At 65.4% G+C, this 13,570-nt stretch carries 14 protein-coding genes and 1 riboswitch; of the genes, 5 read left to right on the top strand and 9 right to left on the bottom strand.

The window, feature by feature from the left end; translation table 11 throughout:
* Positions 1 to 144 precede the first annotated feature (144 nt).
* From AC2W7L_RS17905 to AC2W7L_RS17890, 4 genes are all read right to left on the bottom strand, one after another.
* Complete coding sequence (locus AC2W7L_RS17905; RefSeq protein WP_486005540.1) at positions 145 to 1,623, bottom strand: catalase; 1,479 nt, start codon at positions 1,621 to 1,623, stop codon at positions 145 to 147.
* Between the two features lie 236 nt (positions 1,624 to 1,859).
* Positions 1,860 to 3,176 carry a hypothetical protein gene (locus AC2W7L_RS17900; protein WP_486005539.1) on the bottom strand — a complete coding sequence of 439 codons (1,317 nt, stop codon included), beginning with the start codon at positions 3,174 to 3,176 and terminating at the stop codon, positions 1,860 to 1,862.
* Positions 3,177 to 3,346: 170 nt separating this feature from the next.
* Entirely contained in the window at positions 3,347 to 3,895 is a 549-nt protein-coding gene (locus AC2W7L_RS17895) for a HutD family protein (protein ID WP_052239839.1), read from the bottom strand.
* Between the two features lie 47 nt (positions 3,896 to 3,942).
* Positions 3,943 to 4,305, bottom strand: a complete 363-nt coding sequence (locus AC2W7L_RS17890; RefSeq protein WP_486005538.1) for a VOC family protein — start codon at positions 4,303 to 4,305, stop codon at positions 3,943 to 3,945.
* Positions 4,306 to 4,426: 121 nt separating this feature from the next.
* Between AC2W7L_RS17890 and AC2W7L_RS17885 the strand changes: the two genes are divergently transcribed.
* The 4 genes from AC2W7L_RS17885 to AC2W7L_RS17870 all read left to right on the top strand — a co-directional run bounded on the left by AC2W7L_RS17885 (position 4,427) and on the right by AC2W7L_RS17870 (position 8,780).
* On the top strand, positions 4,427 to 5,452 hold the full coding sequence (locus AC2W7L_RS17885; RefSeq protein WP_486005537.1) for an ATP-grasp domain-containing protein: 1,026 nt from the start codon (positions 4,427 to 4,429) through the stop codon (positions 5,450 to 5,452).
* A 7-nt stretch (positions 5,453 to 5,459) separates the two neighbouring features.
* A riboswitch (TPP riboswitch) is annotated at positions 5,460 to 5,565 on the top strand.
* Positions 5,560 to 6,252: a TenA family protein gene (locus AC2W7L_RS17880; protein ID WP_486005536.1), complete on the top strand. Its 693-nt coding sequence runs from the start codon at positions 5,560 to 5,562 to the stop codon at positions 6,250 to 6,252. Its footprint overlaps the riboswitch before it by 6 nt.
* Before the next feature lie 55 nt (positions 6,253 to 6,307).
* Positions 6,308 to 7,789 carry a phytoene desaturase family protein gene (locus AC2W7L_RS17875; RefSeq protein WP_486005535.1) on the top strand — a complete coding sequence of 494 codons (1,482 nt, stop codon included), beginning with the start codon at positions 6,308 to 6,310 and terminating at the stop codon, positions 7,787 to 7,789.
* Between the two features lie 112 nt (positions 7,790 to 7,901).
* Positions 7,902 to 8,780 carry an AraC family transcriptional regulator gene (locus AC2W7L_RS17870; RefSeq protein ID WP_486005534.1) on the top strand — a complete coding sequence of 293 codons (879 nt, stop codon included), beginning with the start codon at positions 7,902 to 7,904 and terminating at the stop codon, positions 8,778 to 8,780.
* Between the two features lies 1 nt (position 8,781).
* On the opposite strand, the gene AC2W7L_RS17865 is transcribed toward AC2W7L_RS17870, so the two are convergent.
* From AC2W7L_RS17865 to AC2W7L_RS17855, 3 genes are all read right to left on the bottom strand, one after another.
* Positions 8,782 to 9,222 (bottom strand): hypothetical protein, encoded by a 441-nt coding sequence (locus AC2W7L_RS17865; RefSeq protein WP_486005533.1) that lies wholly within the window; start codon positions 9,220 to 9,222, stop codon positions 8,782 to 8,784.
* 120 nt (positions 9,223 to 9,342) lie between these two features.
* Entirely contained in the window at positions 9,343 to 9,981 is a 639-nt protein-coding gene (locus AC2W7L_RS17860) for a hypothetical protein (RefSeq protein ID WP_486005532.1), read from the bottom strand.
* Positions 9,982 to 10,092: 111 nt separating this feature from the next.
* On the bottom strand, positions 10,093 to 11,037 hold the full coding sequence (locus tag AC2W7L_RS17855) for an EamA family transporter (protein ID WP_486005531.1): 945 nt from the start codon (positions 11,035 to 11,037) through the stop codon (positions 10,093 to 10,095).
* 104 nt (positions 11,038 to 11,141) lie between these two features.
* Between AC2W7L_RS17855 and AC2W7L_RS17850 the strand changes: the two genes are divergently transcribed.
* Positions 11,142 to 12,068, top strand: a complete 927-nt coding sequence (locus AC2W7L_RS17850) for a LysR family transcriptional regulator (protein WP_486005530.1) — start codon at positions 11,142 to 11,144, stop codon at positions 12,066 to 12,068.
* Here AC2W7L_RS17850 and AC2W7L_RS17845 read toward each other — a convergent pair.
* Together AC2W7L_RS17845 and AC2W7L_RS17840 are read right to left on the bottom strand one after the other, a co-directional pair.
* Entirely contained in the window at positions 11,992 to 12,807 is an 816-nt protein-coding gene (locus AC2W7L_RS17845) for a hypothetical protein (RefSeq protein ID WP_486005529.1), read from the bottom strand. The two genes, AC2W7L_RS17850 and AC2W7L_RS17845, sit on opposite strands and share 77 nt — an antisense overlap.
* A 67-nt stretch (positions 12,808 to 12,874) precedes the next feature.
* Complete coding sequence (locus AC2W7L_RS17840; protein WP_486005528.1) at positions 12,875 to 13,459, bottom strand: hypothetical protein; 585 nt, start codon at positions 13,457 to 13,459, stop codon at positions 12,875 to 12,877.
* Between the last annotated feature and the right edge of the window lie 111 nt (positions 13,460 to 13,570).

The raw sequence follows: 13,570 nt of genomic DNA, 5'->3' as shown, positions 1-13,570 counted from the left end.
AACCTCGCGCGAGGTTGCTGGGCCGCCGTCGGGTAGCAATTGGAAAGAGAAGACGACCGGCACACTCCCGCCGGTGTGGAGGTTCCGGGCCGTCGTCTCGTGCCGAACTCTCAAGCGGTCAGGCGCTCACGATCTCAGGCTGCTTCAGCCCTTGACCTTGGCCTCGATAGCCGCGCCGACCTCGGCGTCGATGTTCTTCCAGTACTGGATCGCGTTCGACAGCACCGGCTCCTCGACTCCGTCGGAGAGTCCGCCGACGACGGTCTCGATGAGACCCTGGCGCTCTTCCTCGGTGTAGACCTCACGGACCAGGGTGTGTGCCTGGCCGAAGTCATCATCCTCGGAGTGAAGGCTGTAGGCGCTGCGCACCAGCTCGCCGTCGGACTCCCAGCCGTTGTCGACCGGGCCCTGCTCGTCCTGGTAGGAGCGTCCGTACGAGTTCGGGGCGTAGACCGGTGCATTACCCGAGTGGTGGTACTGCATCTGGCCTTCCTTGTCGTACGAGTTCGTCTTCGTGACAGGAGCGTTGACCGGCAGCTGGTTGAAGTTCGTGCCGATGCGGTTGCGCTGTGCATCCGGGTAGGAGAACACACGGCCCAGCAGCATCTTGTCCGGCGAGAGCCCGGTTCCCGGCACGGTGTTCGAGGGGCTGAAGGCAGCCTGCTCGATCTGTGCGAAGTGGTTCGAGGGGTTCTCGTTGAGGGTGAACTTGCCGACCTCGATGAGCGGGTAGTCCTTCTTCGACCAGGTCTTGGTCAGGTCGAAGGGGTTGAAGCGGTAGTCCTTGGCCTCTTCGTACGGCATGATCTGCACGCTGAAGGTCCAGGACGGGTAGTCTCCGCGCTCGATGGCGTCGAACAGATCGCGACGGTGGACGTCGCCATCTTCACCGGCGAGCTTCGAGGCTTCCTCGTTGCTCATGTTCTCCACGCCCTGGTCGGTGTGGAAGTGGTACTGGACCCAGAACTTCTCACCCTCGGCGTTGACCCACATGTAGGTGTGCGAGGAGTAGCCGTTCATGTGGCGCCAGCTCTTGGGCAGACCACGGGGTCCCATGAGGTAGGAGACCTGGTGAGCCGACTCGGGCGAGAGCGACCAGAAGTCCCACTGCATGTTGTTGCTGCGCAGACCCGAATCAGGGGTGCGCTTCTGCGAGTGGATGAAGTCGGGGAACTTCATGGGATCGCGGACGAAGAACACGGGCGTGTTGTTGCCCACCATGTCGAAGTTGCCCTCTTCGGTGTAGAACTTCAGCGCGAATCCGCGCACGTCACGCCAGGAGTCGGGCGAGCCGAGCTCACCGGCGACGGTGGAGAAGCGAGCGAGCATCGGGGTCTTCTTGCCCGGCTGCAGGAAGTCGGCCTTCGTATACTTGGAGACGTCTGCGGTGATTTCGAGCTCACCGAACGCGCCGGATCCCTTGGCGTGGGGGCTGCGCTCGGGCACGCGCTCACGGTCGAAGCGAGCAAGCTTCTCGACCAGCGCAACGTCGTGGAGCAGCAGGGGTCCGTCTGCTCCGACGCTCAGCGAATGAGCGTCTGATTCCCTCGGCGCACCGGATTCGGTCGTCGAGGGCTTGGTGTTGTCGTGTCCGGCGTACTCATGATCTGTATGTTGCGTCATCACATCTCCTTCAACCGTCTGATTTCAGGCATCGTCACTCGATCCACGATCACGGCCACCGGTGAGAAGTGCTTCCCGCCAGTGCAGCTGATCGATCGGCCGAGTGCCGTTCACCTGATCTCGATTTCCCGACTTCGGCGGAACCTCGTCGGAGTCACTTTCAACTTATCGGTGTTCTCTACCAGGTACAACCCAGGGTCGGCTGTCTAAAATTCCCGTTCCCGGTGTTGGCCGGCTCACCCCTGCGCCGAGGCGGCCGATCCACCGCTGGAACCGCCCGTCGATCCGCCGCTTCCGGATCCGACGGAGCCGGCCGCGCCGCCCGAACCGCTGCCCGATCCGTCCGACCCGGAGCTGCTGCTGCTCGTGCCGCCGCTGGTGTCCCCGGTGCTGCCGGTTCCGTCGGTCGAGGAGGAACCGCTGCTCGCGTCGGTGCCTTCGGTGGTCGTCGAGCCGCCGGTCGAATCGCTCGTGCCCGTCGTCGTCTCCGAGCCCTGCGAACTCTGCCCCTCGGCGGCACCTTCGGTGCCTGTCTCCCCCGCCGAGGTGGACTGACCGTTCTGCGTGTTCGATCCGCTGTTCGTCGAACCCTGGCTGCCGTCGGCGCCTGATCCGGATCCGCTCGACGAATCGTCACCGCCGGTTCCGGAGTCAGAGGTCCCGTCGTTGGTGACGGGTTCGTCGCTCGTCGAGGTCCCGGTCACCGACCGTGAGATCTGCGAGGTGCCCGGTGAGATATCGGCTTCGGTGAAGTTCTCGGCCACGACGACCGCGCCGAGTCCGATTCCGAAGGCGGCGACGCCGATCGTCAGCGGGTAGAGGACCCGTTTGCGGCGCAGCTTCTGCCACCAGGTGCGGGGCCCGTTCTCGGCCGCGCTGCCTTCGCCGTCCTCGACCTTTCCGTCATCCGGCGCCGAGGCGGCTGTTCCGTTCGCATCGCCACCAGCGGGTTCAGGTGGGGCGAAGGCCGAATCCTCGGCAAGTGAGGGATCGACGGACGTGGCCTTCTCAGAAGGATTCTTCGCGATCTTCGCTTTCACGGCAGGGGCGAGTTTGGAGCCGACCTTCTGGATCTTCTCCTTGCCTTTGTCGAGGCTGCGGCCGTAGAGGGTGACGGCCAGGGCGGTGACGATGCTCGCGACACCGGCGCCGACGACCGTACCCGCGACACCGAGCTGACCGCCGATGACAGACGACGTCGCTGCCGCACCTGCGCCCGCCAGCAACTGGGTGGCGGAGATCTGGCCCTCCGAGGACTTCTCCTCAGCCTTCTTGTCTTCGACCGTCTCGGCCGCTTCGGCGACGGCAGTCGGGGAGGCCGCCGTGGGCGCCGAAGGCGTCTGAGTCTGCTGCTGTGCAGTCCCACTGTCATGGCGGATCGGGTTGGGCGGCATCACCTTGGTGACGACGTGTTCGGTGGGTTCGGCCGCCGGGGACGGTTGCGAGCCGGCGATCTCTTCGGTGATCAGCGGCAGGGCCTGGGAATGTTCCGGCAGACGAGTTTCGTCGTCGTGCTCGTGCTGTCCGTTTCTGCTGCTGTCGCCTACCGTCAAAGTTCCTCCAAAATCCGGTGGAGAACCATTCTCGGACGCTCACGTTCGGGCATCCTGACACTTCCTGCCCGAAGCTGAGAAAGACCTGATGGGAATTCCCGAAAAAGCACCTTCACCTGGGACGATGCGTCGGAATGTAACGCCGGAGACAACCAGTTCCCACCGATTTCTCAGATGTGCGTGTCGACACTTTCGATGTGGAGAACGGCCACCGAGATCTCGTCTGGAACAGCTTCACCCGTTTCCGATTCGAGCAGCTGGAAACGAGGGTATTCGGCACCGTCTTCGAGAGTGAGCACGAACCGGAGTCGGTCGGCGGGGACCGGCTGACCGATGCTCATCTGCATCGCGCCCGCTGTATTCTCGGGGTCCATACCGTCGTCGGCGACCATGAGGTTGACGGCGAAACAGGGTTCGACCAAGTCGACGAGGCTCACGTTCTGGCCTCCATGGAAGCGTTCCGGGCGGAAGGCGGGCACCGAGTGCACGTGGCCGTCGATGTCGAGGGCCACCTCGGCGTTGGGGAGGAAGGTGCGTGCCATTCCGGGCAGGGCCGAGAACGGGCCCACTCGTTCGAGCCGGGCGATGCTCAATCGCCAGGGGCGAAGCCCTGGAGTCAGCTGGGCCGATTCGGTCAGGGAGACGAGCTCAGTGGTCTGACCGGCTCCGTTGGCCCACGGAACGGGATCACGGTCGGCGAAGGAGACGAGCGCGCGCATGACTCAGCGCGCCACGGGCGGGTGGGGCCGACTCGGTGGTGGTGTGATCATCCCTTGCAGAGGCAGAAGGGGTGACCGGCCGGGTCGAGGAACACTCGGAACGTCTCGCCTGGTTGTTCGGGGGCCTTGCCCGCACCGATCTCGAGCACGGCTTTCTCGGCCACGTCAAGGTCGTCGACCACGACGTCGAGGTGCATCTGCTGCGGATGGGTCTGACTGGGCCAGCTGGGTGCGTGGTAGTCCTCGACCTGTTGGATGCAGATCGGCGGCCAGGAGTTGGAGACGACTTCTGCCCACGTGCCGTCCTCGTCGACGGTGACAGACCAATCCAGGAGCTTTCCGTAGAACTCCGCGAGTTCACCGGCGTCAGGAGCGTCGAGCACGACAACGGGCTGCTTTGCGATAGCCATGGCCCGAGTCTACGCCGCCGCACTGACACGGCGAAGGGGTCCACGCTAGGGCGTAGGATTGTTGAGCAGATCCGCCGATGCTTCCGCAGTCCGCATCGGCTCCCCACAGTGAAGGTTCGCGATGAGTTCTCATGCCCTGCCTGCCACCGGTGATCCGGCGGTCTACATCATCCACGACAATCCGGAATGGATCGCCCCGTTCACCGAGGCGCTCGACCGCCTCGGCGTCGCACACGTCGAATGGCTGCTGCCCGAGACCTTGATCGACCTGTCCGCCGAGCCTCCTGCCGGAGTGTTCTGGTCGCGGCTGTCGGCATCGGCGCACACCCGAACCGATCCGCATGTGAAGGAGTACGGCCGCGCCGTCCTTGACTGGCTGGCTGCGGCGGGCCGTCGGGTCATCAACGGTCGAGGGGTCTACGAGCTCGAGGTGAGCAAGATCCGTCAGCATCGCGAGCTGTCCGGTCACGGTTTCGACGCGCCGCGCACCGCGGCCGCGTTCGGGCCGCAGGCACTCGTCGAGGCCGCTGCCGGCTTCACTCCCCCGTTCATCACGAAGCACAATCAGGGCGGCAAGGGCCTCGGTGTACGTCGTTTCGACTCCCATGCCGAACTCGAGGCGGTCGCCGCTGAGTTCGCGCCCGGTGGAGCGAATGCGCCGATCGACGGCATCACCCTCATCCAGGAGTATGTGCAGCCGGCTCAGCCGTTCGTCACCCGCGCGGAGTTCATCGGCGGACGTTTCCACTATGCGGTGCGCGTCGACGTCTCGGGCGGATCGTTCGAACTCTGCCCGGCCGATGCCTGCACGATTCCCGGCGCCGGGGCTGCTGCCGACGTCGAGGCGACTCCCCAGTTCGCCCTTCGTGAGGAGATCACGGCCGCAACGCCGCTGATCGGCCGGCTCGAGTCGCTGTTGGCCGACCTCGGCATCGAGATCGCCGGCATCGAGTTCATCGAGACCGCTGACGGCCGGCAGGTCGTCTACGACATCAACACGAACACGAACTACAACCCGTCCGTTGAGTCCGCCGAGCAGTCGTCGGGCCGTCAGTCTGCCGCCGACCGGATCGCGGAGTACGTGTCCGACACCCTCGCCGAGGCGGCCCCGAAGTCCGCATTCCCCGCCGGGTCGGCAGCCCAGTGATAGTGTCGAATCACTACAGGGGAGCGCCGATCAACGGGCGCTGAGAGTGCGAATGCAGACCCTTTGAACCTGATCCGGTGAGCACCGGCGGAGGGAGTGGAAGAGCGATGACAACCACAGGTATCGGCGCCTTGATTGAGGTCTCCGCCGACGGATCTGTGTCGGCCCTGATGAGATCGACAAGCGAACAATGGGCGGCGGCGATCAATCACCGCTTCGTTCGGGAACTCTTCGCCGGCACCGTCGACGACGCCGTCATGCGGGACTATCTGGTGCAGGACTATCAGTTCTTCGAGTCGTTTCTGTCCATGCTCGGCGCCTGCGTGGCCCATGCCGATGAGCTCGACGCAAAGCTGCGGTTCGCCCGACAGTTGGGGATGCTCGTAGCCGGCGAGGACACATATTTCGTCGACTCCTTCGCCGAACTGGGAGTCGCTCCAGCCGACTACCTCCAGCCTGAACTGGCCGCACCGACGGCAGGGTTCCGCGATCTCATGGACTCGGCAGTCGCCTCGGCGTCCTATCCGCAGCTGCTCGTCGTCCTCGCTGTGGCCGAATGGCTCTATCTCGACTGGGCCGAATCCCAGGAGGAGGTGCCGCAGCGACAGGTCCACCAAGGCTGGATCGACCTCCACCGAGGCGAGGCCTTCCGCGGGTGGGTTCAGTTCCTCGTCGACGAGCTCGAGCGGGTGTTTCCGACAGAGGACGAGCAGGGTTCAGAGGCTGAGGATCTCGTCCGCACCTGGCGCCGGGCCGTCGACCTCGAATGCGCCTTCTTCGACAACGTCTACGACGACTGAACCGCCCAGTACGGCACACAGCAGCGGCCCCGCCCCACTCCCCTAGACTGGCCTCATGAGCACTGAGGTTGATGCAGTCGTCGTCGGATCTGGCCCCAACGGCTTGGCCGCCGCAGTCACTCTGGCTCGCGCCGGTCTCTCCGTCGAGGTGTTCGAAGCTCAGTCGACGATCGGCGGCGGCGCCCGCACCCTCGACCTCGGACTGGCACCCGGCATCACTCATGACATCTGCTCGGCCGTCCATCCATTGGCCATCGCCAGCCCGTTCTTCGTCGACTTCGACCTGCGTGCCCGCGGAATGGAGCTGACGACTCCCGAGATCTCGTATGCCCAGCCCCTCGACGACAAGCCCGCCGCGCTGGCCTTCCACAATCTCGACGAAACGGTCGACCGCCTCGGCGAGGCCGGCCCGGAATGGCGACGATTCTTCGCCCCACTTCTCGAACGTGTCGATGACGCGATCTGGCTCTCCCTCGGTGACAAACGCTCGGTGCCGGAGACTCTGCGCGACCTTCCCGGAATCGCGAACGTCGTGAAATTCGGGTTGCGGCTGCTCTCTCAAGCGAGCCCTGCCTGGAACATTCCTCTCTCCCACGAATCGAGCCAGGCCCTGTTCACCGGAGTCGCCGCACACGCGATCGGCGGACTGCCGGCGATGGGCACGGCCGCCACGGCGACGATGCTCTCAACGGTCGCCCACGCCGGCGGGTGGCCCTCCCCCATCGGCGGTTCGCAGGCGATCATCGACCACCTCGTCGCCGACCTCGAAGCACACGGCGGAACAGTGCGTACGAATGCCCGCGTCGACCATGTCTCGGACATGCCCGCGGCCCGCGCCTACCTGCTCGACACCTCGGCGCTGAACGCCGCCCAGATCTTCTCCGGCCTGCTGCCCGCTCAGGTCGATAAGAGCCTGCGCGGCTTCAAACACGGCAACGCCGCGGCCAAGGTCGACTTCGTCCTCAACGGACCGGTCCCCTGGTCCGACCCCGAGGTGGGGCGCGCCGGGACCATCCACGTCGGCGGATCCAGAGCGCAGATGGCCGCCGCCGAGGCGCAGGTGATGAACGGACGTATGCCGGCTGATCCCGTGTGTCTCGTCTCGGACCCGACGGTCTTCGACAAGTCCCGCGAGGTTGGCGGGCTGCGGCCGTTGTGGACGTACGCGCACGTGCCCTTCGACTGCCCGCTCGACCCGACTGAATACATCACGAGGCAGATCGAACGCTTCGCACCTGGCTTCCGCGACCGCATCGTCGCGCACAATGCCATCCCCGCGTCCGAGATGGCCGGTCACAACCAGAACTACATCGGCGGGGACATCGCCACCGGCGTTGTGTCCTTCTATCGGATGATGGCCCGCCCGCGTCTGACTTGGGATTCCTATAGCCTCGGCGCGCCTGGTGCCTTCTTGTGCTCGGCGGCGACTCCGCCGGCTCCGGGCGTCCACGGAATGAACGGCTGGTTCGCCGCCCGCCGAGCACTGAAGACCCGCTTCGGCATTGACGAAGCACCCAGCCTGGCCCCGGGCGGCTGACCGACTGCGTCCCCGCGACGCTCCCACCTTCCAGACATGATCGAATCGGGCACAGATTGTCGGGCGGGGCACCCTGAGCCACCGGGAGTATGGATGAGTGAAGGGAGAGATCGTGATCGCTGAACTCAACACACTCATCGACATCATCGAGGCGAACCTGTCTGCCGAGTCCGCAGAGTCACTCGAAGTCAGTGTGCTGGCCGCCAGGCTCGGCACCACCGAGTATCACCTGCGACGTATGTTCTCATCGCTGGCGGGAATCCCGCTTTCGGAGTATGTCCGCAGGCGCAGAATGACCGTCGCCGCAGGCGATGTCATCGACGGTGAGGATTTGCTGAGTGTGGCGGTGCGGCACGGATACGGATCGACCGAGGCGTTCACACGCGCTTTTCGATCCGTCCACGGTGCTGCCCCGTCCGAGGTGCGGCGAAACGGCGGTCCCCTTCACAGCCAACAGTCACTCAGGTTCCACCTGACAATCGAAGGGAGTTCGACCATGGACACCAGAATCATCGACCACCCCGCATTCGCACTCATCGGCCATGCTGTGCGTGTGCCGCTCATCCACGAAGGGGAGAACCCGCACATCCGCGAATTCATCGAGTCGCTCCCTACCACCGAGCATGAACGGCTCAAGACGCTCTCGGACACGACCCCGGCAGGGCTTCTCCAGGTCACGGACGGTGTGGATCCGGACTACCGTGAAGGAACTGACCTCACCTACCTCCACGGGGTCGCGGTCTCAGCAGCCGCCTCGGCGCCGGCAGACCTCGCCATCGTCGATGTCCCGGCAGGCATGTGGGCCGTCTTCACTGCACACGGCTCCTATCCGAAGGCGCTGCAGGACACGTGGGCGGCCACAGCCGGCGAATGGTTCCCATCGAACCCCTGGCGTCTGCGGCCGGGGCCTTCGATCGTGTCGATTCTCGATCGCGCCGAGGACTTCACCACTGCGACGACCGAGCTCTGGCTGCCTGTGGAGCGGGACTGACTCAGCCCCGCACCCAACGGTCGGCGCCATCGTCCAAGCGCCATTCGACCACCTCGGTGACCGTGTCGATGACGTCGTTCAGCCAGAAGGTCGTATCCGGGTGCCAACCCGCCAGGACGCTCGCGGTCCGATCATCGGTGTCCCCCGCGGTTGGAATCGCCTCCGATTCCTCGCCGAGGTGGCCATGCCCTTCCCCCGGAAAGCAAGAACCTACGTCGATGACCGCACCCGCCGTCTGCAGATAACCGGCCAGGCCGACGTGAACTCCGTCGAATTCCTCTGCCACACGTGACCAGTCGGGGATGACCCAGCGCCCCTTGCGCCCGGTCGTCTCGAACCAGACATGACGGCGTTGGGCGGTGACGTCGAGTGGGTAGCGACGGCACAGTTCGGCCCAATCCTCAGGTGTGCGGATCTCGGCGATTCGGGCATCTGGGCGCAAGCTCAGGCGGCAGGCACGGGCACGTTCGAGACCGAAATCGTCCTCGACGAGTTTGACGCCGATCGGAGTCCCGTCCGGCCAAGTCGACGTCGATGTCCAGAGCCCGTCAGGCGGGGTAGACTACCAAGCGCCGCTGACATCCTCAAACGCGTTCTTCACGAAGTCGTGCCGATACCGGGTTTCCGTGGTGAGGACATCTGCGAGCCATTCGCTCAAACCCCAGGGCGGCTGGATTCCGTCTCCGGTGTTAGTCGGAAACAGATCGGTCGGATCGATCCCGCGATCCTCTGTTGCCGAGTCGACGGGCCCCGTCTCCCGGTCGAATACCGCTGGCAGCGCACCGCGATGGTCCTCATCGTCCCACGCCAGAACCCATTGATCATTCGGATTGATCGGCAGCGACCAGCTGTCGAACAGTCCGGTGTCAATGAGGACCTCGGCGAAAGGGCGCAAGGCTTCTCGCATCACCGGGTCGGAGGCGATCTGATCATCGCCGAGCGGAGGCTGCCAGTACATGGCGCGGGAGATGACCTCCGCCATCTCGTTCTCGACCTCTTCCTGGGTCGGGGTCACCGGAGTGATGTGTCGCAGCAGCGCCGCGACGTCGGCCGACACTGCGACTCCCTGCGCTGTGTCGATTTGCGAACTGGCTGCGATGACGACGCTGCGCACTTCGACCAAAGCACGCGCATCCGCGGTGAGGGGTTGAGCTTCGGCATCGAATTCGTCATCGCGGCCCTTCAATGCCAGCCCGAACACGAGTGAGCGTCCCGCGGGGACGCGAGCAGATCCTCGGCGCTCAGGCGATCGCCGTAAATGGGCGGATAAGCATCGTCGGTGGTCATGGCGCCCAGACTACGCGAACGTCCATCAACCGGCCTTGAGGGAATCCTCCACTTCCGCACCCATGGGCACGACCACCTCGGCGGCGGCGATCCTCGCACCCTTCGCAGCCTTGAGCCCCGCGCCGAGGACGCCGATGATGACGAGGACGGCGCCGCACAGCTCTCCGATGCTCACGCGTTCGCCGAAGACGACGAACGCGGCGCTCATGCCGACGACGGGCACGAGCATGGAGAACGGGGCGACGACTCCGGCCGGATTGCGCGACATCAGCCACGACCACACGCCCGAGCCGATGATCGTCGCGACGACCACGGTGTAAATCAGACCCGCGATCGCCCACAGCCCGGTCGGAGTCGCCAGCCCGTGGAAAGAGTCGCCGATGCGATCCGGGCCTTCCACCGCAAGCGAGAGGATGAGCATCGGCACGGGCGGGACGAGCGACATCCACATCGTCAGTCTGATCGGTTGGGTCGTGTGCGCCTGCCGATTGCAGATATTGCCGATCGCCCAGCCGAAGGCGCCGGCCAGGGTGAGGAGGAAGGGCAGGAAGCTCGCATTCGAGTCGAAGCGCTGCCAGCCGACGACGGCGAGCCCGGCCATGGCCACGAGCAGGAACACCATCTGGGATCCGCGGACCCTCTCACGCAGGAATGTCATGCCCAGCAGCACCGTGAACGGGCCCGATGCCTGCAGCACGAGCGAGGCCAGTCCCGCGGGCATCCCGGCGGCCATCGCCCAGTAGAGGAAGAGGAACTGCAGCAGTCCGAAGCCGAGCCCGTAGCCGATGATCCACCGAGTCTCGACCTCGGGCTTCGGGACGAAGAGCAGGGCCGGGACACCGAGGAGCGCGAACCTCAGGGCAACCAGGAGAAACGGCGGGAACTGTGCCAGGGAAAGGTCGATGGCGAGGAAGTTGAACCCCCACATGATCGCCACCGAGGCGGCGAGAAGGCAGTGTTTGAACGACATTCCTCCATTGTCGAACCCCGCCGACCCTGAAAACAATCGAAAGTTTCTTATGCGACCTTTAAGCCGACCTTCACAGATGTCGCCTCCGGACGTAGCCTGGGGTGATGGATCCCCGCCACCTCGAACTGCTGCGTCAACTCGACGAACGCGGCAGCGTCACCGCTGTCGCAGAGGCGACGTTCCGCACCCCCTCGGCGGTGTCTCAGCAGCTCAAGGCCGCGACCCGCGAATTCGGGCGCACCCTCGTCGAACCCGATGGGCGGGGACTGCGGCTCACGCCGGCCGGTCGACTGCTCGCCGCCGGGGGTCGCCAGGTGGCCGCGGCGATCTCCGGCGTGGAGGCGGAATGGGAGGACTACCTCGGCGAGGAATCGGGCGAAGTGCACATCGCGGGCCTGCCCAGCGCGCTCACCTATCTCATTCCCTCGGCGCTGACGGATCTGCAGGCCACGAGCCCGGCGATCACTGTCCTCACCTCCGATGTCGACCTCGCCGAGCACGAGTTCGCCGGACTGCTCAGCGATGTCGACCTCGTCATCGCCCACTCGCTCATCTCCCGGCGTCCCGTCGGCACCGAAGGACTCACCGTCGATGTCCTCGCCCGGGAACCCATCGACGTCGCCGTGGCCGATGGCCACCCGCTGGCCGGGCGGTCGGAGCTCGGCCCCGACGATCTCGTCGACGAGCAGTGGATCGGAGTGCCCCGCGGCTACCCGTTCGACACGATCCTGACCTCGATCGAGCACGTCACCGGATGCCCGCTGACCGTGAGCCAGCGCATCCGGGACAACCGGCTCATCGAAGCGCTCGTCGCCGCCGGTGACCACATTGCGCTGCTCCCCCGGTTCACGACCCCGCAGGAGTCCGGCCTGCAGCTGATCCCTCTGTCGGGGATCTCGGCCACCCGTTGGGTCGTGGCGGTCAGACGCCCGGACGCGACCGGACGCCGAGCGGTCAGCCGCGTGCTCGAGGCGCTGAGACACGCCGCGGCACGAGTCTCTCCAGGGGCAGGAACGCCGTCCAGCAGATGACGGTCGGCAGGAAGTGGATGCCCAGCGCGAGATACGTCATGAGGTGGAAGAGGAAGAAGAAGGCGACGGCCCCGTAGAGCCACTTGCCCTTGAGGAACAGGACGACCGGTGAGAGGAACTCGAAGACGAGCGTCGCCCACTGTGCGGCGATGAGGAGGCCGGGCATCTCGAGGAACGGCTTCGACCATTCGGCGCCGCGGCGCATGAGCGCCCAGATGATGACCGCACCGTTCGCCCAGTGGGTGATGTTGCCCGAGGCGATCCACTTCATGAGCACCGAGTAGAAGTAGGTGAGCACGACCGCGATCTGCACCATGCGCAGTGCCCACCCGGCCCTCGCCGAGGCGGTGCCGACGTCCCGGAAGCGCGCCGTTCCGATCGTGGGCAGGACGAAGGCGGCGATGACGAGCGCCATATGATCGTGCGCGACGTAGCCGTAGCCCTGCGTGTAGAACATCCACGCACCGAAGCTGATCGCCACGGCCCAACCGCTGATGCGCTGAAGGATCCCTGCTGCGGCGAGCAGGGAGAAGACGATGATGAGGGCAAGCAGGATCTGCGCGCCGAGGACGCTGACCGCAGGGATGTGGAGGAGCCTCGCCAACCACAGCGGCTGGTAGAACTCGGGTGTCCATCCGTGGGCGATGACGTCGCCGGAGATCGTGAGCACATCGATGATGATGAAGACGTAGATGAACACGCGGAACACGGCCACCCGGGCCAAGGAGACCTCGGGCATGAGCCAGCGGAGGAACGGATTCGTGGGGGCGCCTCGGCGGGGGTGTTCGTCAGGGTCGGGGTGCCGCTCATCTGACCTCCCATTCCGCCAGCGTCGTCTTCTCGGGTTCGCCGACGGCCAGGCCGTTCTTCAGTTGGGTGGTGGTGCGGCAGAGGATCATCGTCTCGGGTTTCGGTTCGTCCGGGTGCAGCCGGATGTACGAGTCGGCCATCGACTGCAGGAGTTCGGGGTGGGCGATGACGCGGTCGAGTTGGGATTCGACGTCGCCGCGTTCGATGCCGACGGTCGCGGTGTTGAAGCCGAGGCGGCGCGGTTCGTCCTCGCCGGGGAATTGGGCTTCGATGCACGTGGAGTTCACCGTGCCGTTGAGGTCTTTGGCGGTGGCGTACTGGGTGAGCGAGCCGAGCGGGAAGAAGTCGTTGGTGTTGAGGATCTGTCCGCAGGTGAGGATGACGAAGGCGATGGCGGGAATGACGATGCGCCAGCCGATTGAGATCTTCGACAGCGGTTTCGCGCTGGCCGTAGCCTGGGTGCTGCGGGAGCCGGCGGACGTGCCGGAAGCAGCATGGCGGCTGGAGTCGTCGGAGGCGGAGTCGGCACCTGCGGCGGCGGGATCCTGGCTCGTCAGGAGACGGCGCTTCTTCTCTTCCATACGCTTGCGGGACTCGTCCTCTCGGGTGCGGCTCGTTCGCAGACAATCCTATCCGCCCAATTACTACCTGACGGCGGCGCAGCAACCTGGCGCCACGGTGCTGGGGCGCCG

The sequence above is a fragment of the Brevibacterium sp. LAARM3_SD1 genome (assembly GCF_057364765.1).
This window is presented reverse-complemented; position numbering and strand designations above follow the sequence as displayed.

What these genes read in the sequence shown, in the direction of transcription:
- AC2W7L_RS17905 (WP_486005540.1), bottom strand. Translation starts at nt 1,623, where the DNA reads ATGACGCAACATACAGATCATGAGTACGCCGGACACGACAACACCAAG.
- AC2W7L_RS17875 (WP_486005535.1), top strand. Translation starts at nt 6,308, where the DNA reads ATGAGCACTGAGGTTGATGCAGTCGTCGTCGGATCTGGCCCCAACGGC.
- AC2W7L_RS17850 (WP_486005530.1), top strand. Translation starts at nt 11,142, where the DNA reads ATGGATCCCCGCCACCTCGAACTGCTGCGTCAACTCGACGAACGCGGC.
- AC2W7L_RS17845 (WP_486005529.1), bottom strand. Translation starts at nt 12,807, where the DNA reads ATGCCCGAGGTCTCCTTGGCCCGGGTGGCCGTGTTCCGCGTGTTCATC.
- AC2W7L_RS17880 (WP_486005536.1), top strand. Translation starts at nt 5,560, where the DNA reads ATGACAACCACAGGTATCGGCGCCTTGATTGAGGTCTCCGCCGACGGA.
- AC2W7L_RS17855 (WP_486005531.1), bottom strand. Translation starts at nt 11,037, where the DNA reads ATGTCGTTCAAACACTGCCTTCTCGCCGCCTCGGTGGCGATCATGTGG.
- AC2W7L_RS17885 (WP_486005537.1), top strand. Translation starts at nt 4,427, where the DNA reads ATGAGTTCTCATGCCCTGCCTGCCACCGGTGATCCGGCGGTCTACATC.
- AC2W7L_RS17895 (WP_052239839.1), bottom strand. Translation starts at nt 3,895, where the DNA reads ATGCGCGCGCTCGTCTCCTTCGCCGACCGTGATCCCGTTCCGTGGGCC.
- AC2W7L_RS17890 (WP_486005538.1), bottom strand. Translation starts at nt 4,305, where the DNA reads ATGGCTATCGCAAAGCAGCCCGTTGTCGTGCTCGACGCTCCTGACGCC.
- AC2W7L_RS17840 (WP_486005528.1), bottom strand. Translation starts at nt 13,459, where the DNA reads ATGGAAGAGAAGAAGCGCCGTCTCCTGACGAGCCAGGATCCCGCCGCC.